At 73.7% G+C, this 20983-nt stretch carries 17 protein-coding genes; 6 read left to right on the top strand and 11 right to left on the bottom strand.

Features of this window, described 5'->3' with window-relative positions:
- Together J2S66_RS07450 and J2S66_RS07445 are read right to left on the bottom strand one after the other, a co-directional pair.
- Positions 1-3240, bottom strand: a complete 3240-nt coding sequence (locus J2S66_RS07450) for a S8 family serine peptidase (RefSeq protein WP_310305445.1) — start codon at positions 3238-3240, stop codon at positions 1-3.
- A 157-nt stretch (positions 3241-3397) separates the two neighbouring features.
- Positions 3398-3580 (bottom strand): hypothetical protein, encoded by a 183-nt coding sequence (locus J2S66_RS07445; RefSeq protein WP_310305441.1) that lies wholly within the window; start codon positions 3578-3580, stop codon positions 3398-3400.
- A gap of 216 nt (positions 3581-3796) precedes the next feature.
- Here J2S66_RS07445 and J2S66_RS07440 point away from each other — a divergent pair, with 216 nt between their 5' ends.
- Positions 3797-4939 (top strand): hypothetical protein, encoded by a 1143-nt coding sequence (locus tag J2S66_RS07440; protein WP_310305437.1) that lies wholly within the window; start codon positions 3797-3799, stop codon positions 4937-4939.
- Positions 4940-5029: 90 nt separating this feature from the next.
- Positions 5030-5770 (top strand): zf-HC2 domain-containing protein, encoded by a 741-nt coding sequence (locus J2S66_RS07435; RefSeq protein ID WP_310305435.1) that lies wholly within the window; start codon positions 5030-5032, stop codon positions 5768-5770.
- A gap of 34 nt (positions 5771-5804) precedes the next feature.
- Here J2S66_RS07435 and J2S66_RS07430 read toward each other — a convergent pair whose 3' ends face one another.
- Positions 5805-6479 (bottom strand): response regulator, encoded by a 675-nt coding sequence (locus J2S66_RS07430; RefSeq protein WP_310305432.1) that lies wholly within the window; start codon positions 6477-6479, stop codon positions 5805-5807.
- The gene (locus tag J2S66_RS07425) at positions 6476-9025 is read right to left on the bottom strand and encodes a DUF4118 domain-containing protein (protein ID WP_310305430.1); all 2550 of its coding nucleotides are present in this window, start codon (positions 9023-9025) and stop codon (positions 6476-6478) included. The genes J2S66_RS07430 and J2S66_RS07425 overlap by 4 nt, the downstream gene beginning before the upstream one ends.
- Before the next feature lie 205 nt (positions 9026-9230).
- Between J2S66_RS07425 and J2S66_RS07420 the strand changes: the two genes are divergently transcribed.
- The 3 genes from J2S66_RS07420 (at position 9231) to J2S66_RS07410 (ending at position 12127) form a co-directional block, all read left to right on the top strand.
- Positions 9231-10919 (top strand): PHP domain-containing protein, encoded by a 1689-nt coding sequence (locus J2S66_RS07420; RefSeq protein WP_310305426.1) that lies wholly within the window; start codon positions 9231-9233, stop codon positions 10917-10919.
- Entirely contained in the window at positions 10919-11440 is a 522-nt protein-coding gene (locus J2S66_RS07415) for a hypothetical protein (RefSeq protein WP_310305422.1), read from the top strand. The genes J2S66_RS07420 and J2S66_RS07415 overlap by 1 nt, the downstream gene beginning before the upstream one ends.
- Positions 11441-11512: 72 nt before the next feature.
- Positions 11513-12127: a pentapeptide repeat-containing protein gene (locus J2S66_RS07410; RefSeq protein WP_310305418.1), complete on the top strand. Its 615-nt coding sequence runs from the start codon at positions 11513-11515 to the stop codon at positions 12125-12127.
- A 158-nt stretch (positions 12128-12285) separates the two neighbouring features.
- On the opposite strand, the gene J2S66_RS07405 is transcribed toward J2S66_RS07410, so the two are convergent.
- On the bottom strand, positions 12286-13857 hold the full coding sequence (locus J2S66_RS07405; RefSeq protein WP_310305412.1) for an MDR family MFS transporter: 1572 nt from the start codon (positions 13855-13857) through the stop codon (positions 12286-12288).
- A complete protein-coding gene (locus tag J2S66_RS07400) occupies positions 13854-14330 on the bottom strand; it encodes a MarR family winged helix-turn-helix transcriptional regulator (protein ID WP_306750396.1) in 477 nt (158 codons plus the stop codon). Before J2S66_RS07400 ends, J2S66_RS07405 begins: the two co-directional genes overlap by 4 nt.
- A 215-nt stretch (positions 14331-14545) precedes the next feature.
- Between J2S66_RS07400 and J2S66_RS07395 the strand changes: the two genes are divergently transcribed.
- On the top strand, positions 14546-15799 hold the full coding sequence (locus tag J2S66_RS07395; protein ID WP_310305407.1) for a cytochrome P450: 1254 nt from the start codon (positions 14546-14548) through the stop codon (positions 15797-15799).
- Here the strand turns inward: J2S66_RS07395 and J2S66_RS07390 are convergent.
- The 5 genes from J2S66_RS07390 to J2S66_RS07370 all read right to left on the bottom strand — a co-directional run bounded on the left by J2S66_RS07390 (position 15796) and on the right by J2S66_RS07370 (position 20814).
- Positions 15796-16380 (bottom strand): TetR/AcrR family transcriptional regulator, encoded by a 585-nt coding sequence (locus J2S66_RS07390; RefSeq protein ID WP_310305404.1) that lies wholly within the window; start codon positions 16378-16380, stop codon positions 15796-15798. The genes J2S66_RS07395 and J2S66_RS07390 overlap by 4 nt on opposite strands.
- A 79-nt stretch (positions 16381-16459) precedes the next feature.
- Entirely contained in the window at positions 16460-17038 is a 579-nt protein-coding gene (locus tag J2S66_RS07385) for an RloB family protein (RefSeq protein ID WP_310305402.1), read from the bottom strand.
- Positions 17039-17086: 48 nt separating this feature from the next.
- Positions 17087-18367, bottom strand: a complete 1281-nt coding sequence (locus tag J2S66_RS07380) for an AAA family ATPase (protein WP_310305399.1) — start codon at positions 18365-18367, stop codon at positions 17087-17089.
- A gap of 233 nt (positions 18368-18600) precedes the next feature.
- On the bottom strand, positions 18601-20094 hold the full coding sequence (locus tag J2S66_RS07375; RefSeq protein ID WP_310305396.1) for an MDR family MFS transporter: 1494 nt from the start codon (positions 20092-20094) through the stop codon (positions 18601-18603).
- Between the two features lie 108 nt (positions 20095-20202).
- Complete coding sequence (locus J2S66_RS07370) at positions 20203-20814, bottom strand: TetR/AcrR family transcriptional regulator (protein WP_310305394.1); 612 nt, start codon at positions 20812-20814, stop codon at positions 20203-20205.
- Positions 20815-20983: the final 169 nt, after the last annotated feature.

Here is a 20983-nt window from a genome sequence, read left to right as displayed (position 1 = left end):
TCACCTCAGGCCGTAGGCCCGGATGATCGTCTGGTCGACCGAGTTGCCCTCGGCGTCACGCGCCTGCGCCTTGAGCGAGACGAAGTCCGCCCCGGCCGGGTGCCGCACCGCGGCGATCCACCGCTCGCCCAGCCTGACCAGCGGCACCGGCTTCCAGGTGGCGCCGTCGTCGTAGGACACCTGCACGGCCGTGCGGACCCCGGCGGCCCCGGTGGCGCCGTTGCGCTGCACGTACACCGGGAACGCGAACGGTCGCCCGGCGGCGGCCCGGTTGGACCGGTCGAGGACGGGTGCGAAGCGCACGGCCAGCAGCGGCAGCGGCCGCGGGTCCTTCCCCGCCACCGTGTCCGATGCGAACGTCCAGTCGGCCGCCACGCGCGTGGACAGCTCGGCCACGCCGGAGCGCCCGGCCTCGACGCGCAGCACGTAGGTCCCCGGACCGGCGGGCACCGCGCCGCGGAAGTACCCGCTGCTCGGCACGTCGCCGACCAGCACGCCGTCACGGTGCAGCGTGGTCCTGGCGGAGTCGACCCGCGAGGACCCGAAGTGGTTCGGGTCCTGGTCGGTGAACAGCGGCACCGAGACCGCGACCTCGTCGCCGACGCGGCCCGCCCACTCGTCCGGGCGGTTCCCCGTCGGGAAGGCCGGTCCGAACACGGCGGTGTTCCACTTCTCGGTGACCGTCCGGCCCGCGGTGAAGCGCCTCGGCCGGGCGGTCGACTGGTAGCCGTCCGACGGGAACGCCCGCGGGTCGCTCACCTGGTGGAAGTCGCCGTACCAGTCGAAGTCCGGCGAGTAGCGCTCGGTGATCTCCAGCGGCAGGGGGCCGCCCGCCATCTGGTCGCGGAACCCCGTCGTGCCGGGTTTCGCCGACGCGGACAGCGACCTGACCTCCACCAGTTCCCGGCGCGGGAACGCCCGGTCGAGCGACTCGGGCACCGCGCCGTCGTGCCGCCACCCCACGGAGTACTGGTACGGGCTGCCGGCGTACGTCCCGTCACCGTCGGGCCTGGCGAGCCGGGCCGCCGCGCTGAAGCTCGCCGCACCGGGCGACGAGGTCGTCGACGGCGCGAACGCCAGGCCGGCGTCGGGCCGGAACCCGATGAACCCGTTGCCGGTCGAGCCCCAGGCCGTGGTGAGCGCGAAGAACGCCTCGGTGTGGCCCACCTCCGCGCCCGGCTCCTCCACGCGGAACCCGAGCGGCTTGCCGGCGCGCGCGTCGAACACGACCTCGCGCGGGCCGGAGACGGTGAAGGCGGGTTCGAGGAACTGGGTGTGGCGCCGGGTCCCCGGGTCCAGGACCGTCGCGTCGAGGTAGAACGTGCCCTTGGGCAGGCGCGTGACGAGCGTGCCGGACGGGTCGTACCCGAGGTGCGCCTTCGGGTGGTCGAGGTCGACGAATCGGTGGGAGTACTCCGGGGTGGGCTCGCCGTCGTGGCCGAGGAACGTCACCTCCACGTCGTAGCTCTCGACCTCCTTGCCGACGCCGATCGGCGTGCGCAGCGTCGTCGCGCCGCCGGTGGCCACGATCACGCCGCCGTACAGGCCGTCCGGCCCGTCGACCGAGGTGCGGACGGTGAGGAAGACCGGCACCTCGCCGCGGGCGGGCACGGTGACCGTGGACGGGGACAGCTCAACCATGCCGGCGGGGGCTGGGGCGCCGTTCGGGTCGCGGAGGTCGGCGGTCACCTCCAGGGTCACCGGGGTCGTCCCGGGGTTGTGGTAGACGAGCCGTGTCTCGATCGGCGCGTCGTCGCCGTGCGGCCACCGCGCCGTGCCCAGGCTCAGCGACGCGGGCGACGACGCCACGGTCTGCTCGACGGCGGCGGCCACGTCGACCCGGCCCGCGCCCTGCTCGTGGACGGTCAGCCCGGCGTTGGGCTCCGCGTTGGCCATGAGCGTGCTCTTGAGCTCGGCGGGGCCCCAGTCGGGGTGCCGGGCTGCCAGGATCGCCGCCGCGCCGGCCACGTGCGGCGCCGCCATCGAGGTGCCGGACAGCGCGACGTGCGCGTCGCCGACCGGGGTGCCGATGCGGCCGTTCGCCGCCTTCGCCGCGACGATGTCGACGCCGGGCGCGGTGATGTCCGGCTTGATCGCGCCGTCGCCCCGGCGCGGCCCGCGCGAGGAGAACCCGGCGAGCCCGTCCGCCCGGTCCACCGCGCCCACGGTGAGCGCGTGCTCCGCCGCCGCCGGGCTGCCGATCGTCTCGTCGGACGGTCCGCTGTTGCCCGCCGCGACCACGAACAGCGCCCCGGTGGTCCGGGTGAGCCGGTCGACGGCCTGCGACATGGGGTCGGTGCCGTCGGTGGGCATCGAACTGCCGAGGCTCATGTTGACCACGTCGGCGCCCGCCGACGCGGCCCACTCCATGCCCGCGATGATGTCGGACTCGTAGCCGCCGCCGTGGTCACCCAGCACCTTGCCGTTGAGCACGACGCTGTCCGGTGCCACGCCCCGGTGCGCGCCGGAGCCGGTGATGGTGGCGGCGACGTGCGTGCCGTGGCCGACGTGGTCGTCGGTGTCGGGGCTGTCGCTGAAGTTGCGCGACTCCACGACGGCGCCCGCGAGGTCCGGGTGCGCGGCGTCGACGCCGGTGTCCAGCACGGCGACCCTGGCACCCAGGCCGGTGTGCCCGGCGGCCCAGGCGCTCGGCGCGCCGACCTGCGGGACGCTGCGGTCGAGCGTGGCGCGGACCGGACCGTCCAGCCACACCTTCGCCACCCCGGCCGCCTGCGCGCCGGCCCAGAACGCGGTGTCCTTCGGCGCCCGCACCGCGTACCCGCCGATGCTGGGCAGCGGCCGCCCGGCGACCGCGGGTCCGTCCGACGTGACGATCAGCGGTGTGGTGCCGGTGGACCGGTCGTCGTACCCGGCGCGGATCAGGGCGGTCACGTCGAACAACCGGTCGTCCAGCCGGCCGGACCGCAGGTCGTCCAGCACGTCGTCGGGCAGCACGTGCAGGTCGCCGCGCTCGTCGCGGCGCTGGACGAACGTCGTGTCGGCACGCCCGGGGCCCGGGCGCACCTCGGCGCGGCCGGCGCGGAGCGTGACGACGTCGCCGGTCAGCAGGGTGACCGTGCCTCCCGGTTCGCGCGCCCCCGGTGACGGGGTCGCGGGTGACGGGGCCGCGGCGTGTCGCGACCCGGGCGGTTCGGCGGACGCGGACAGGCCGGTCGTGGCGGTCATCGCGACCGCCGCCACCAGCCCGAGCGCCAGCGGCGCCCTGGTTCTGCGGGACATGCGGACTCCCCCTATCACCGTGGCGGTACCTCACCGACCGCCACTGCCCTCGGTGACCAGGACACCGCGGAGTGCCACGGGGTTGCTTCGGGAAAGCGCATTCAGGGGGTCGACGCGCCTGGGGGCCGGTCGCGGGCGGGTCATCCCACCCGGGCGGTCACCACGGGGTCGCGCCGGGGTTGGGCTGTTCGGGCGCGCCGTCGTCGACCTCGACCACGCTCACCCGGTCGTCGTCGATGTCCCACAGGCTCATCAGGCTGACGACCGCGTGCTCGACCCCGGCGCAGCGCTCACCCGGCAGGCCGGGCGGGAGCGCGATCCGGATTTCCCGGCTCTTCACCACCCCATGATCGGTAGTGGCCACCGGGGGCGGCAATGACACGATCGAGCACTCCGGCGTCGCACTCGTCGCGGCAGCGAGTGGACCGGAACGGCGGAACAGGACCACCGGTCCCGCGTTTTGCGCTGTCCGGCCCACACCGTCCCGGTGCGCTCGGGACTACGGTCGAAATCGATCCAGTGCCGCCCCTCCCGGACATCCCGCAATGGAGCGACCATGCCCGAGCCACGCCTGCCCGCGGTCGTGCTCGCCCTGGCGACCGCACTCGTCCTGACGACCCCGCCCGCCGCCGCGGCACCCACCGCCACCGCTTTCGCGGTCGCCGAACTGCCCGGTCTGCCCGGTTACCCCACGCACCGCGCGATCGCCCTCAACGACCTCGGCCAAGTCGTGGGCGCCACCTACGGCAACGGCGCGCCGCACGCCGTGCTGTGGTCCCCGGGCGGTGCGGCCACCGACCTCGGCACGGGCCTGCCGACCGCGATCAACCGGCGCGGCCAGGTGCTCGGCCTGGTGCCCGTCAGCGGCGCGGGCCCGTACGTGCAGGAGCCGAAGATCTGGTTCGAGGGCCGGGTGACCGACCTGACCCCCGCCGGCGCGGGCTGGGTGGTCGCGCGGGCGATCAACTCGCACGGGGTCGTGCCGATGACGTACTCGCCCTCGCCGGCGGGCTACCACCAGGACCGGGCGTCGGTGTGGCGCGACGGGCGGCACGTGCCGCTGCCGCTGCCCGGGGCGCACCTGTGGCTGGACGCGGTCAACGACGCGGGCGTCGTCGTCGGGTCGAGGACGCCGATGTCGGGCGAGCCGTACGCGTTCCGCTGCCCGACCACCGACTCGTGCGCACCCCTGGCCGCCGCGCCCGGGACCGGCGGGTACGCGGTGGAGGCGGTCAACGAGGCCGGCGTGGTCGTCGGCAACCGGTACCCGCTCGCCCTGCGCTGGGAGGGGGACGCGGTGACCGTGCTCGCCGACCAGGGCGGCGTGGCCGACGGCCCGCAGGCGATCAACGAGCGCGGCGACGTGGTCGGCTGGTCCGCGGTGGGCGGGGTCCGGCGCGCGGTCGTGTGGCCGGGCGGCGGGAAGCCGGTCGTGCTGGGCGTGCCCGGTCCGGCCGAGGCGGTCGCGGTCAACGAGCGCGGCGACGTGGTCGGCTGGACGTCCGCCGACGACCCGGACGCGCCCAGGGCGTTCCTGTGGCGCGACGGGCGCGTCACCTACCTGGGGTCGCTCGGCGGTGCGCACAGCCTGCCGGTGGCGATCAACGACCGGGGCGTCGTGGTCGGCGAGAGCACCACCGCCGACGGCGTCCTCAAGGCGGTGCGCTGGACACCCGTCCCCACCACGCCGATCCGCTGACCGGCCCGACCGGGTGCGCGGGCGCCGGTTCCGCCGACCGGGCCCGCGCATCCCGGGAACTTCCGCCGCCGGGTGGCCGACAATGTCGGAGTGGACTGCGAGACCTGCCGCGAAGCCCTGTCCGCCCGCCTCGACGGGGAAGCGGAGCCGGCGCCCGCCGCCGAGACCGACGCGCACCTGGCGGGCTGCGCGGCGTGCCGGACGTGGCAGGACGGCGCCGCGACCCTGACCAGGTCGTTGCGCCTGCGACCGGCCACGCCCACCCCGGACCTCGCCGCCGCCGTCGTGGCCGCCGCGCCCCCGGTCGTGCGCACGCGGGGCTGGTACCCGCGCGCCGGCCTGGCCGCCGTGGCGGTGGCCCAGCTGACCCTCGGCCTGTCCCAGGTGCTGGGCACGACTCCCGCCGCGGCGCAGGCGTCGGGTCACGGCATCCACGGCTCGACGGGGACGCACCTGTTCAACGAGAGCACCGCGTGGAACCTGGCGCTGGGCCTGGGTCTGCTGTGGGCGGCCCTGCGCCCCCGCGCCGCCGCCGGCCTGCTCCCCGTGGTGGCCGCCTTCGTCACCGTCCTGGCCGCCTTCTCCGCCCGCGACCTGATCGCCGGCCAGGCCACCGCCACCCGCGTCACGTCGCACGCGGTCCTGGTCCTGGGCCTGGCCCTGCTGCTGCTCGTCCGCCGCACCCACCGCGCCCCGGACGGCACGAGCACCCCGGTGCCCACCGCGCCGGGCACGACCGGCGCCCCCGACGCACCGGACACCCCGCGCGCCGACCCGGACCCGCCGCACCACCCGCGCCTGAGGCCGGTCAGCCGCCGAGGGGCCGCGTGACCGCGCCGGGCGGGCACGGCGGTTCCCCCGGACCTCACGGCCGGAAGCGGTAGCCGCGGCCCGGTTCGGTGAGCAGGTGGCGGGGTCGGGCGGGGTCCGGTTCGAGCTTGCGGCGCAACTGGGCCAGGTACACGCGCAGGTAGTGCGTCGCGTCCGTGTACGCCGGACCCCACACCGCCACCAGCAGGTCGTGCGCGCTGACGACCTCGCCGCCGGCCCGCACCAGGGCTTCCAGCAGGCCCCACTCGGTCGGCGTCAGGTGCACCTCGCCGCCGTCGCGGTGGATCTTCTTCGCGACCAGGTCGGCGGTGAAGGACGCCGCCAGCACGGGTGGTTCGCCGGACGGCCGCCGCGCCGAGCGGCGCACGGCGGCGCGCACCCGCGCCAGGAACTCGTCCGTCCCGAACGGCTTGGTGACGTAGTCGTCGGCGCCGGCGTCGAGGGCGCGCACCTTGTCCGCCGAGTCGAGCCGGGCGGACAGCACGACGATCGGCACGGTGCCGGCCCGGCGCACCTCGGCGATCACGTCGACGCCGTCCGCGTCCGGCAGGCCCAGGTCCAGCACGACCAGGTCCGGCCGCAGCGCGCACTCCCGCAGCGCGCCGGCGGCGTCGGCCGCGGTCCGCACGTCGTAGCCGTGCGCGGTGAGCGTGATCCGCAGCGCCCGTAAGAGCTGCGGGTCGTCGTCGACGAGCAGGACGGTGGTCATGACGCCGTGGGCAGCGAGATGACGACGGTGAGGCCGCCGCCGGGGGTGTCCTCGGCGGTGATGGCGCCGCCCATGGCGTCCACGAACCCCTTGGCCACGCTCAGGCCAAGCCCGACGCCGGGGGTGGCGTCGCGGTCGCCGAGCCGCTGGAACGGGGCGAACACCGCGTCCGCCGTGTTCTTCGGCAGGCCCTGGCCGTGGTCGACGACGCGCAGCTCCACGCGGTCGTGGTGGGCACTGGCACGCAGGACGACCTCGGGTTCGTCGACCGCGATGGTGCCGTCGCCGTCCACGTCGACCGCCCGGCGCGGGCTGAGCCTGCCGTGCCGCAGGGCGTTGTCCACGACGTTGGCCACGACGCGCTCCAGCAGCCCGAGGTCGGCGCGCACGGCCGGCAGCTCCTCCGCCACGTCGACCGACACGGCGCGACGCTCGTCGATGCCCGCCAGGGCGCGCGCCACGACCTCGTCGAACGTGACGGCGCGCAGCTGCGGCGCGACGGCGCCGGTGGCCAGGCGCGAGGAGTCGAGCAGGTTGTCGATCAACCCGGTGAGCCGGTCCGCAGAGATCTCGACGGTCTCCAGCAGGTCCGCGGTGTCCTGCTCCGACAGCCGCAGCTCGGCGTCGCGCAGGCTGCCGACGGCGGCCTTGATCGAGGTCAGCGGCGTGCGCAGGTCGTGCCCGACGGCCGAGAGCAGGGCGGTGCGCAGCTCGGTGGTCTCGGCCCGCCGCTGCGCCTCGGCGGTCTCGGCGGCCATCCGCTGCTGCCGCAGCGCCATCAGCGCCTGCCCGGCGGCGGCCTCCAGGGCGCGCTGGTCGCCCGCGGGCAGGGTCCGGCCGCGCAGCGCCAGGTGCACCTCGGCGGTGACCGGCACGTCCACGTCCGCCTCGTCGGGCTCGTCGCACGGCCGGGGGCCGACGCACGCCACCCGCTCCCACCCGCCGTCCCCGCGCTCCAGCAGCGCCACGGACTCCAGCCCGAAGTTCTCGCGCACCTTCTCCAGCAGCCGCGCCAGCGGGTACGGGCTGGTCAGCACGGTGCGGGAGTAGGAGGCGAGCAGCGCGGCCTCGGTGCGGGCCCGCGCGCCCTGCTCGCCCAGCCGGGCGGCGCGGTCCACGACCAGCGCGACCAGTGCGCCCACCACCAGCATCGCGATCAGCGTGACCACGTTCTCCGGCGTGGCCACGGCGAGGCTGTAGCGGGGCGCGGTGAAGAAGAAGTTGAGCAGCCCGGCCCCGAGCAGCGCCGCGCAGACCGCCGGGCCGAGGCCGCCGACCAGCGCGACCACGACGGTGGCCAGGAAGTATCCGACGAGGTCGGTGGACACCGTCAGCCCGTCGTCCCACAGCAGGCCCAGGCCGGTCACCGCGCCCGGCAGCGCGGCCGCCAGCGCCCACCCGGCCAGCGTGCGGGACCGGCCCAGCGCGGTGCCGGCCAACCGCCGGCGCGGACCGCGGCGCGCCTCGTCGTGCGTGACCATGTGCACGTCGATCGGCCCGGACGCCTGCACGACGGCCGAGCCGATGCCCTCGTCGAGCACGCGGGCCAGCCGCGAGCGGCGCGACGTGCCCAGGACCAGCTGGGTGGCGTTGACGCCGCGGGCGAACTCCAGCAGCGCGGTCGGCACGTCGTCGCCCACCACGGTGTGGTAGGTCGCGCCCAGGTCCTCCGCGGTGCGCCGGGCGCCGCCCACGAGCCGGGGCGGCGCGCCGGACAGCCCGTCGCCGCGCAGGACGTGCACGACGAGCAGGTCGGCCCCGGCGCGCAGCGCGATGCGGCGGGCGCGGCGGATCAGCGTCTCGCTCTCCGGGCCGCCGCTGATCGCCACGACGACCCGTTCGCGGGCCTCCCACGTGTCGGTGATGCGCTGCTCGCTGCGGTAGCGCTGCAACGCCACGTCGACCTGGTCGGCCACCCACAGCAGGGCCAGCTCGCGCAGCGCCGTCAGGTTGCCGACGCGGAAGTAGTTGCCCAGCGCGGCGTCGATCTTGTGCGCGGCGTAGACGTTGCCGTGGGCCAGCCGACGGCGCAGCGCCTCGGGCGTGAGGTCGACCAGCTCGACCTGCTCGGCGCGGCGCACGACCTCGTCGGGCACGGTCTCGCGCTGCTCGACGCCGGTGATGCGGGCCACGACGTCGTTGAGCGACTCCAGGTGCTGCACGTTGACCGTGGACAGCACGTCGACGCCCGCGTCGAGCAGCTCCTCCACGTCCTGCCAGCGCTTGGCGTTGCGCGAGCCGGGCGCGTTGGTGTGCGCCAGCTCGTCCACCACGACCACCTCGGGCGCGCGGGCCAGCACCCCGTCCACGTCCAGCTCGGCCAGCTCGACCCCGCGGTGCGCCACCACCCGCAGCGGCAACCGCTCCAGCCCGTCGAGCAGGGCGGCGGTCCTCTCCCGGCCGTGCGTCTCGACCAGCCCCACGACCACGTCAGTGCCCCGCTCCCGCCGCCGGCGCGCCTCGCCGAGCATCGCGAACGTCTTGCCCACACCGGGTGCCGAGCCCAGGTAGATCCGCAGCTCCCCGCGCTTGCGCCTGCTGTCCACGTCCCCAGTCTGCTCCCGGCCCCCGCCGGGCGACGAGGTGGCCACCGGGCGCCCGGTTCCGCTCCGCGGCGGTGGGGACCGGTCGCGGACGAATCCGGGTTCGAAGTGTTCACCCGGAGTTCGGCCGCGCACACCACCGGACACGTGGCCGACTCACGATACTTCGCTGCGCCGCTGCCGTTCAGGTCAGATCGGAGTCCCCCGCATGCCGCACCACCACCACGGCCACGACCACGACCACGACGAGGAGGTCGGGGGGAGTTGGCGCGACGACCGCGACGACCGTCCCCTCTCCGTGGCGCGGCGCGGGTTCCTGGCCGGCCTGGGCGCGGCCGGGATCGCGACGGCGGTGGGTGCGACGCCGGCGCACGCGCACGACGACCGCCCGGCGCGGCCGGTGAACCCGTGGGGTGGGCGGAACCGCTGGTACGCGGGTGACCACCACATCCACACCAAGTACTCGTCCGATGGGCAGTACGAGGTGGCGCAGCAGGTCGCGAAGGCGCGGCAGCACGGACTGGACTGGGTCGTCATCACCGACCACGGCGGGGTGGCGCACGAGAAGTTCTCGATCGACCAGGTGACGCCGGACATCGAGAAGGCGCGCCGCTCGTACCGGGACGTGCTGGTCTACCAGGGTCTGGAGTGGAACATCCCGGGCGCGGAGCACGCGACCGTGTTCCTGCCGCCCGGCCGCTCCGCCGTGGACATCCTGCGCGCCTTCGAGGCCGCCTACGACGGCGGCGTGCTGTCCACGCCCGCGGCGCAGGGCGGCAAGGGGCTGATCACCCGCTCCACGAGCGCGGACGGCGAGCCGTACGCGTTGGCGGCGTTGCGCTACCTGGAGTCGCAGGTGCTGTCCGGTCGCACGGAGATCGCGCTGATGTTCGCCAACCACCCGGCGCGGCGCGGCGTGGACAGCCCCCACGAGATCCGCGGCTGGCGTGACGCGGCGCCGGACGTGGCGGTCGGCATGGAGGGCGCGCCCGGCCACCAGGCGGCGGGCATCAGCACCGCCAACGGCGGGCGGGGCGGTGCGCGCGGGTACTACGACGGGTCGCCGAACCAGGACAGCTTCCCCGGCTTCGCGCCCACGGCCACCGAGAACCCGTACCGCACCTACGGCGGCTTCGACTGGATGACCGCGAAGGTCGGCGGCCTGTGGGACTCGCTGCTCGCCGAGGGCCGGCCGTGGTGGGTGACGGCCACCTCGGACGCCCACCAGGTGCACCGGGACACGTTCAGGCCGGGTCCCGGCGACCACGGCACCACGGGCAGCAAGGGCGCGCCGGTCGACACCGGCGTGGAGCAGGTCTACGGCGACTACTTCCCCGGCTTCTACAGCTCCACGCTGGTCGGTTCGGACTCGAAGTCCTACGTGGACGTCATGCGGGGCATGCAGGGCGGCAAGGTCGTCGCCGTGCACGGCCGCGTCGTCGACGGCCTGAACGTGCGGGTGCGCTCGCTCGGCGAGGGCGACAACCGGGGCGTCACGATCGGCGGACGCACGTTCGTGCGGCGCGGCGACGACGTCGAGGTGACCGTCGAGGTCGACCTGGCGCGGGGCGCCAACTTCTCCGGCGTGGTGCCCCGGCTGGCGAAGGTCGACCTCGTCGCCGGTCCGATCACCGGCCCGGTGGCCGACCGCGACGCGTTCAGCGCGCCGCTCACGACGGTCGTGAAGACCTTCGAGGTGGGCCGGAAGGCACGCGGCACGGTGAAGTTCACGCACACCTTCCGCGATGTCGACGGCGCGTTCTACCTGCGGCTGCGCGGTTCGGACGGCAACCGGCTGACCTCGGACGGCAACCCGGTGATGGACGTCCTCGGCGACGCCGACCCGTGGTCGGACCTGTGGTTCTACGCGAACCCGGTGTTCGTCGACGTCATCTGATGACCTGGATCGGCGCCGTGCCCGTCCTCCCCGGCGGGCACGGCGCGGCCCACCTGGACGCGCTCGTGCTGGCGGCGACCGGGGACGCGGACTTCGTGTTCACCCACGTCGACCACCGGGGACCGGTGGCGGTCACCGCCGTTTCGGCGCACGTCACCGGGGAGCCGGTGGCGGAGCTGCTGGGCGCGCCGGTGTCCACACCGGACTCCACGGACTCACCCGGCGCACGCGCGGCCGTCGGTGCGCGGGACCGCACCGACGGCCGTTGCATCCGCTTCCCGGGGCAGGACGCGCTGACCGGCACGCATCCGGCCGCGGAGGTCGTGGCCCGCTCGGCGATCGACCGGGTCGTGGGCATCGGGGTGCCGGTGGCGCCGACCGACCCGGTGGAGACGCTGGGCTTCCTGCGCCCGGTGTGCCGGGACGGCGAGCTGGTGCTGCTCGTGGAACCCGCGGTGGGCGGGGTGCTGCGGCCGGCGGAGTCGGAGAACCCGCACGAGTGCTGCGGTGGCGCGCACTGACGCGAGGGGCCGCGGAGGTCCGGTGGCGCGCCGACAGTGAACGGGCGCATCCCGGTGTGGCAGGGTCTCGGCATGGCCGAACGCCGCTGCGGCACCGCCCCGCCACCCGCCGACAGGACCGTCCACGACCGCGACTGGGACACCCTCGACCTCGACGGGCACCGGCACGAGCGGACGGCGTTCGCGGAGGTGGACCTGACCGGGGCGACGGCGCGCGGCGCGGTGTTCCGGGAGTGCACGTTCCGCGGGGTGGAGTTCAACACCGCGGAATTGGTCGACTCGGCGTTCCTCAACTGCGCGTTCACCCGGTGCTCGTTCTTCGACGCCTCCTTCACCGACTGCAAGCTCGTGGGCAGCGTGTTCGACGGCGGCGCGTTCGACCTGCTGAAGGTCGACGGGGGCGACTGGTCGCTGGTCGGCCTGCCGGGCGCGGACCTGCGGCGGGCGTCGTTCACCGGGGTGATGATGCGCGAGGTCGACCTGACCGGCGCGAACTGCGCGGGCACGACCCTGCACCGGGTGGACCTGGCCGACGCGTGGCTGCACGGCGCCGACCTCTCGCGGGCCGACCTGCGCGGCAGCGACCTGTCGGCGCTGGACCCGCTCGCCACCACCGTGCGGGGCGCGCTGATCGACCCGGAGCAGGCGTTCACGATCGCCGCCTCGCTGGGCCTGCGCCTGGGCTGACGACCCGCTCCCGGTGGGGTCACCGCGGGAACGTCGCCCACCGGGCAGCGCAGAACGTGACGGCTGTGAGCGGTGCGCAGGCCCTCGCGATCGGCTGGTGACGCGGCACCGCGCCCGACCGCGCGGGACGGTCGGGCGCGGTGTGCCCGCGAACGGGGTCACGCGACGGGCTTGGTCTCCTGCCCGGGCTCGACGAGGTCCAGGCTGCTGCGCAGCTTCACGGGCTTGAGCAGCAGGGCGGCGATCACGCCCACGACGGCGATGCCCGCCGAGATGAGGAAGATGTGCCCGGTGGCGTCGCCGTAGGCGGCGCGCACGATGTGCTGCACGGCGTCGGGGAGGGCGGCGATGTTGAGGCTGCCGCCGCCACCGCCGGTGGCCGGGATGCCCGCCGCGGTCAGGTCGCGGGTGATGGCGTCCTCGACGCGCCGCGCCAGCACGGCGCCCAGCACGGACACGCCGATCGTGCCGCCGAGCGAGCGGAAGAACGCGACGGTCGAGCTGGCCGCGCCGATGTCCTTGAGCGGGACGGTGTTCTGCACCGCGAGCACCAGGTTCTGCATGGTCATGCCGACCCCGACGCCGACCAGCAGCATCGCGGCGCCGACGAGCACCAGCGACGTGTCGTGGTCGATCTGCCCGAGCGCCAGGAACCCGATCACCAGTGCGACCGCGCCCGTCACGATGTAGGGCTTGACGTTGCCGGTCCTGGTGATCAGCCGGCCCGCGATGATCGAGGAGCCGAGCACGCCCGCCATCATCGGGATGGTCAGCAGGCCCGCCTCGGTCGGGGTGTAGCCGCGTCCGATCTGGAAGTACTGGCCGAGGAACACCGCGCCGCCGAACATCGCCATGCCGACCGCGAGGCTGGCCAGGATCGCCAGCGCCGTGGTGCGCTGCTTGACGATCCCGAGCGGCACGACCGGTTCCGCGGCCCGCGCCTCGACGGCCACCGCCGCGCCCAGCAGCGCGATCGACCCGCCGACCATGGCGAAGGTCTCCCAGGACAGCCAGGCGAACGAGGAGTCGACGAAGGAGATCCAGATCAGCAGCACGCTCACGCCGGCCGCGATCAGGCTCGCGCCCAGGTAGTCGATCCTGACGTCCTGCCGGCGGGCGGTCTGCACCTTCAGCGTGGCCTGGAGCACGAACAGCGCGATCACGGCGACGGGCACGCCGATGAAGAAGCACCAGCGCCAGCCCAGCCACGAGGTGTCCACGATGAGGCCGCCCAGCAGCGGGCCGCCGACGGTGGCCACCGCCATCACGCCGCCGAGGTAGCCGTTGTACCGGCCGCGCTCGCGGGGCGGGATCATCGCGGCGATCACGACCTGCACGAGGGCCTGGAGGCCGCCGACGCCGATGCCCTGGAACGCGCGGGCGGCGATGAGCTGACCGGCGCTCTGCGCGAAGCCGGACACGATCGAGCCCAGGATGAACAGCACGATGGCGACCTGGACGAGGGTCTTCTTGTTGAACAAGTCCGCGAGCTTGCCCCAGATCGGCGTGGTGGCGGTCGCGGTGAGCAGCGTCGCGGTGACGACCCAGGTGTACTGGGTCTGCGAGCCTTCGAGCGCGCCGATGATCTGCGGCAGCGCCGTCGAGACGACGGTGCCGCTGAGCATCGCGACGAACAGCACCAGCAAGAGGCCGCTGAGGGCTTCCATCACCTGCCGGTGGCTCATCGCACCGGGACCGGTACCGGTGCTCGTGGTGGCGGGTGCGCTCATCGCGCGGCCTCCCAGGTGGAGCCCAGGGCTCCTTCGACGTTGGTGGTCAGGCGCCCGAGCGCGGACGTGAGCGCCTCGACCTCTTCGGGGGTCCAGTCGGCAAGCGCGCGGCCGAACAGGTCGTCGTACCAGGTCCGGGCCTCGTCGAGCGCGGCCCGGCCGCGGTCGGTGACGACGAGGATGCTGGCGCGACCGTCGCCGGGGTCGGCACGGCGTTCGACGAGGCCGTGGGACACCAGGGCGGCGACCGCCCGGCTGACCGTGGACGGGTCGAGCCCCGCCTGGACCGCCAGCTCCTTCGCGTGGCAGCCGGTGGGCTCGCCGTGGCCGTTGGCCCGCGCGATCAGCGTCAGGGTCCCGAGCAGCCCGCTCGGGATCGACGGGTGGCGCTCGGAGCCGAGCTGCTTGACCAGGCGCACGACCTTCATCAGGTCGCGCAGCCGGGTCTCCAGTTCTCGCGTGGCGACGTCCATGTCGCCTCCCTCCCGCGTTGCTTGCCACATACAAGTATCCACCAAACTTGCGTGTTGTGCAAATTTGCCCAACGTGCACATTTGGTGGGTTCATCGCGAGAGAACGGTCGAGTCGGCGGCGAAATAATTGCACGACGTGCACATCTTGGTACGGTGGGTGACCTCGACGCCGAACGACGACCCGGCCGCGTGCCGGGCCGGGGACGGACCAGGCGATGACCACCGCTTCCCAGGACCGACGCCCGAGCAACCCCCGCACCGCCCTGCGCCTGCCGCGCGAGCTCACCGACCGCGAGGTGAGCCCGTTCGACCCGCCGGCCGCCCTCGTCCGGCTGAGCGGCGACGGCCCGGTGCACCGGGTCACCATGCTCGACGGCGACCCGGCGTGGCTGGTGACCGGCCACGAGGAGGCCCGCGCGCTGCTCGCCGACCCGCGGCTGAGCTCCGACCGGTTCCGCAGCGAGCGGATGCTGGCGAAGCTGCCGCCGGCGCTGCGCGCCCGGATGACCGACCGGCGGCTGCGCGCGGGCAACTTCATCACCCTGGACCCGCCCGACCACACCCGTTACCGCAGGCTGCTCACCGGCCAGTTCACCGTGCGGCGCATGCGGCAGCTCACCCCGCGCGTCGAGCGGATCGTCACCGACCACCTGGCCACGATGCGCGCCGCCGGGCCGGGCGCCGACCTGGTGGCCGCGTTCGCGCTGCCCGTGCCGTCACTGGTGATCTGCGAACTGCTCGGCGTCGCGTACGCCGACCGCGCCGAGTTCCAGGAGCGCAGCGCGACCCTGCTGCGGCTCGACGCGGAGGTGGACGACGTGGTGCGCGCCGCCGAGGCGCTGCGGGCGTTCATGCACGGGTTGATCCGGGCCAAGCGGGCGGAGCCGGCCGACGACCTGCTGTCCGGGCTGATCGGGGCCGACCCGACGCTCACCGACGACGAGCTGGTCAACATCGCGAACCTGCTGCTCGTCGCCGGTCACGAGACGACCGCGAACATGCTGGCGCTCGGCACGTTCGCGCTGCTGGAGCACCCCGACCAGCTCGCCGCGCTGCGCGCCGACCCGTCGATCGTGCCGGGAGCCGTGGAGGAGCTGCTGCGCTACCTGTCGATCATCCACCTCGGCATCACCCGCACCGCCGTGGAGGACGTCCGGGTGGCGGGCGAGGTGATCCCGGCCGACGCGACCGTGGTGCTGTCCGTGGCGGCGGGCAACCGGGACCCGGGGGTGTTCCCCTCCCCCGACGAGCTGGACGTGACCCGGCCGCGCGGGCCGCACCTCGCGTTCGGTCACGGCGTGCACCAGTGCCTGGGCCAGCAGCTGGCCCGCGTCGAGATGACCACCGGGTTCACCGGACTGCTCCGCGAGCTGCCCGACCTGCGCCTCGCCGTGCCGCCCGAGGAGGTGCCGCTGCGCGGCGACATGCTCGTCTACGGCGTGCACTCACTGCCCGTGACCTGGGGCTAGACCTCAGCGAACCCGGCGCCGAGCCGGTCGACCACGACCCCGATCAGCTCGGCCAACTCGGGGCGTTCGGCGGCGTCGAGCCACCACCCGACGGTCACCCGCACGGTGGCCATCACGGACGCCGCGAACATCACCGGGTAGAGGTCGACCTCGGGATCGACCCCGACCCGCCGCGCGACCACGCCCGCCAGCTCCCGCTCCTGCGCGGCGAACGCCGCGATCTGGTGCGGGAGCAGCGCGGGCGTGCGCCGCAGCACCCGCAGCTGGGCGACGCGGGCCGGGTCGATGTGCTCCGGCACCACCTCGGCCAGCGCGGCGCGCAGCGCGGTCAGGACCGGTTCGCCCTCCGGGCGCGCGGCGAACGCCTCGACGAACGCGGTGGCGGTCGACACGTCGCCGGCGACCACGGCCTCTTCCTTGGACGAGAAGTAGTTGAAGAACGTGCGCAGGGACACGCCGGCCTCGTGCGCGACCTGCTCGACGGTCACGCCGTCGAGCCCGTGCGCCACGCAGAGCCGCAGGGCGGCGTCGGCCAGCGCGGTGCGGGTCGCCTGCTTCTTCCGTTCCCTGAGCCCGGTCACGGGTGCAGTGTCCCACCCGGCCTGTCCGCACCACCGGAGCGGCGCGATCGGGCACGCGTCGACATCCCCGTCGACCGACCTACGCGGTACCGGTCGTGTCGAGTGAAGCCAGGAGTGCGTGCATGCCGGAGGCGGGGTTGTCGTTCGGGAACACCGTGCCGTCACGTCCGTGACGTTCCTCCAGCAGGCGCGCCCGTCGCGCCGCCGCCGAGCGAAGAGGCATGTACACCGCCGCATCGACGCTCTTGCCCGGTCGCCGGTCGAGTTGCCGACTGAGCCGGTCGGCGCCCGCGGTGTCGACGAAGGCGCTGTGGTCGCGGTGGTGCAGGATCAGCCACAGCTCGAAGCACGGGTTGGACACCGCCAAGCGGATGCCGTGGCGCTGCGCCAACGCGACCGCCTCGGCGAGGTTCGGGTGGTTCCGCGGCCACTCGACGTCGAACACGCACCAGCACTCGTCGACCTCGGGGTCCTGCGCCCGCTTCACGGCCTGCTCGACCAGGGGCAGGGGGACGGAGTGCTCGGGACGCAGTTCCACGTTGAGGGCGACGTCACCCGCGACGTGCGGAAGGCGGCGCAGGCCGTTGAGGTAGTCGGGCTCGGAGTTGCGCCCCTCGGTGAAGATCACGACCGTGCGCAACTCGCGTCGCGTGCCCACGGCCCGTTCCAGGGGACGACCCCCGCGCCTGCGTGGTGACACCGGCGGTCAGCCGATCAATCCGAGAGCACGCAGGAACTCCGTCTGGTCGATCTGCGGCAGTGCGCCGAACCGACCGTGCAGGTACGCGTTCTCCAGGTTGCTGGACTTGCGGACCCGTTCGCCCGCGAACTCGGCCAGCGCACCGAGTCTGGTCGATCCGTCGCCACGTTTCTCGGTCAACCACACCTCGTCCCGGTTGAGGTGGTTGAGCAGGCTCGTGTCGTGCGTGGTGAACACCAACTGCGCCCCTGAGGGGTTGGTCGTCGGGTCCTTGAACAACGTGATCAACTGCGCCGACAGAGTCGGGTGCAGGCTGGCGTCGAGTTCGTCGAACAACAGCAGCGATCCCCGGCGCAGCGCGGTGAGCACCGGCCCGATCAGGCCGAACCACGTCCGCGTGCCCTCGGACTCGGCGCCGAAGTCCAGCGGTGCCGAACCGCTCGGTGTCCGGTGCAGCAGCCGCACGCGTGGCACGCCCCGCTCGCCGGCGGGGGTGCCGGAGTTGTCGATGAACACGTCGTCGATCCCCAGGTCGGCCAGGCGCAGCAGTGCCAGTGCCTGCCCGTGGTCGCTGCCGCCGACACCGGAGCCCTCCGTCCCGTCGAACAGGGACGGCTGGTCGCCACGCGCGAACCACCGGATCGCACGTCGCATCCCGGCGGTGCCCATCCGGGTGTTGACCAGGTCCGCGAACCCGAAGCGCCGCGCGTCGAACCCCGATATCTGGATGTCGAGCAGTTGGTCGGCGAAGCGGGTGATCAGCGGCTCGTTGAAGCGGCGGGCGATCGACAGCACCAAGGCGCGCGGCGTGAGCAGTTCGCGCGTGCCGGCGGTTCCGTGCAGTCCTCGTTGAAAGCGGATTGAATGCTCTTCGCGCTCGAACACCCTCCGGCGCTTCTTCTCCGGGTAGTGGAACAGCGCTTCATAGAGCACGCGGGTGCGATCCAGCGTCAGCAAGTACTCGAACCGCACGCCGTCGACGGTGCACTCGACGAGGAATTCGCTGGGCTTGGCCCCCCAGTCGCCGAAGGCGAACGCTTCGACCGGGATCTCGTCGTCCCACGTGCGCAGCGAGACCTGCACCGCCTCGCGAATCCACGCCAGCGACGCCACGATGTTGGACTTGCCGGAGGCGTTGGGCCCGTAGACGGCCGCGACGGGCACCAGGCTCGCTCCGAGCAGCGGCTGGTCACGGGCCTCCGGCCGGTCGCTGTCGACGGCGACCATCGACAGCTCGACGGGCTCGGCGACGGAACGGTAGTTGGACGCCTCGAAGCGGATCAACACGCGCACACCGTACCCAGGTCGACACCAACCGGGGCATCAGGACCCGAATTTCGACCGGAAAGAACGAAAACAGGTGGATGTCGACACCGGCCACGTCGCCTCCACGGGCGACACCGACAGTGCCCGTGTCGTCCGATCGTTTGCCACGACGTGCCGGACGACGAGGGGCGCGGCCGTCCGGTTCGGTCCCGGACGCCGCGCCCCTCGTCGGTCGACAGCGGTTCGGCAGCCGCTCAGTGGCCGCCGCCGGCCATCTCGGCGGCCAGCCGCTCGTCGCCGCTCATGGTCTTGAGCGGCTTCTCCTTGAGGAACACCACGGCCACCAGGGCCAGCAGGGCGATCGGCGCGCCGATCAGGAACAGCTCGGCTGTCGCCGTGGCGTAGATCTCCCGCACGACCACGCGCACCGGCTCGGGCAGCAGGCTCAGGTCGGGCACCTCGGAACCGCCCGTGCCGCCCGCCACCGGGCCGAACTTCTCCGCGCTCAGCGTCTCCACCCGCGTGGCCAGGACGGCGCCCAGCGCGCTCACGCCGATCGTGCCGCCCAGCGAGCGGAAGAACGTCAGGGTCGACGTCGTGGCGCCCAGGTCGCGCGCGGGCACGTCGTTCTGCGCCACCAGCACGAGGTTCTGCATCAGCATGCCGACGCCGACGCCGAGCACGGCCATGTGCAGGCTGACGGTGGGCACCGTCGTGTTCGCGTCGATGGTGGACAGCAGCAGCATGCCGCCGACCATGATCGCGCCACCCGCGACCAGGAAGACCTTCCACCGGCCCCACTTGGTGATCAGGCTGCCGGCGACCGTGGAGGACACCAGCAGGCCGAAGATCATCGGCAGGCTCATCAGGCCCGCCTGGGTCGGCGTCTTGCCCATGCCGATCTGGAAGTACTGCGACAGGAACACGGTGCCGCCGAACATCGCCACGCCGACCAGTGCGCTGGCGAGCGTGGTGAGCGCGACCGTGCGGTTGGCGAAGATCGTCAGCGGCACGATCGGGTCGGACACCCGCGACTCCACCCACACCGCGAGGACCAGCAGGCCCACGCCGATCGCCACGAGCAGCGCGGTCCAGCCGGAGGCCCACTCGAACTGGTGGCCGGCCAGCGTGGACCACACCAGCAGGGTGGAGACGCCGCCCACGATCAGCGCCGCGCCCAGGTAGTCGACCTTGACCTCCTTGCGGACCACCGGCAGGCGCAGGGTGCGCTGGAGCAGGATGATCGACGCCAGGGTGAACGGCACGCCGATGAAGAAGCACCAGCGCCAGCCCAGCCACGAGGTGTCGACCAGCACGCCGCCGATGAGCGGCCCGGCGACGGTGCCGACGCCGAACACGGCGCCGAAGATGCCCGCGTACCGGCCCATCTCGCGCGGCGGGATCATCGCGGCCATCACGATGGTGGCCAGCGCGGTCATGCCGCCCGCGCCGAGGCCCTGCACGACGCGGCTGGCGATCAGCACCTCGACGTTCGGGGAGAACCCGGCGATCAGGGAGCCGACGACGAACAACCCGAGCGAGAGCTGGATGAGCAGCTTGCGGCTGTAGAGGTCGGCGAGCTTGCCCCACAGCGGCACGGTGGCCGTCATGGCGAGCAGCTCGGTGGTGACGACCCACGTGTAGACGGACTGCGAGCCGCGCAGGTCGGCGATGATGCGCGGCAGGGCGTTCGACACGATGGTCGACGCCAGGATCGACACGAACATGCCGAGCATGAGGCCCGACATGGCCTGGACGACGTCCCGGCGCGAATGCGCGCCGGTCCGCCCCCCGACTCCACCGGTAGGCAGGTCGGCATCGGCTTCGGTGGACATGATCCCCCCAAATTGCTGCGGTCAGGACTGGGGCGGGTCGGCCAGGCCCGCGGCGAGCAGGTCCATCGCCTCGGCGAAGACCTCGTGCAGCGGCGTCGGCTCGTCGAAGCACGACCAGCGGGCGACGGCCACCCGGAACGCCGCACCGGTCGCCGCGCCGAGCAGCAGCGGGTACGTGCCGTTCTCGGGCAGGCCCGTGCGTTCGGCGACGGCCGCGACGACCTCGCGCTCGAACGCCTCCCCGCCGGCGAGCACCTTGGCCAGCAGCACCGGGTGCTGCTGCACGACGCGCATCCTCCGCAACCAGAACCCGCGGTCGACCGCCAGTTCGGCGGCGATCTCGGCGAGCAGCGCCTCCCGGACCGCCGCGGCGGGCGACAGCTCCACGGGCTGGGCGAGCACCCGTGCCCGGATGCGCGGCCCCGCCTCGGGGTCCGGACCGACGACGGCTTCTTCCTTGGTGGCGAAGTAGTTGAAGAAGGTGCGCGGTGACACGTCCGCGGCGGCGCTGATGTCCTCGACCGTGACGTGGTCGAGGCCGTGCCGGACGACGAGGTCGACGGCGGCGCGGCTGAGCGCGTCCCTGGTCAGCCGCTTCTTGCGGTCGCGGAGCCCTTCGGCCTGGGCGGTCACCGGGTCAGCGTAGAGATGAAGTTGCATTCTCTGCAACTTTGCAGTGGATGCACGTTTGTGATCCGGCTCTCCCCACCCGCACGTCACCCGTACGCGCGACGGTCCACTTCGGACGCCCTCGGCGCGTCGGGGCATAGGGTCGGGGCCGTCCAAGACCGTCCCGTGGTAC

Origin of the sequence: Saccharothrix longispora, from assembly GCF_031455225.1 — a bacterium.
Lineage (GTDB): Bacteria > Actinomycetota > Actinomycetes > Mycobacteriales > Pseudonocardiaceae > Actinosynnema > Actinosynnema longispora.
The sequence above is the reverse complement of the archived record's forward strand: the minus strand, read 5'-3'. Positions and strand labels throughout refer to the sequence as shown.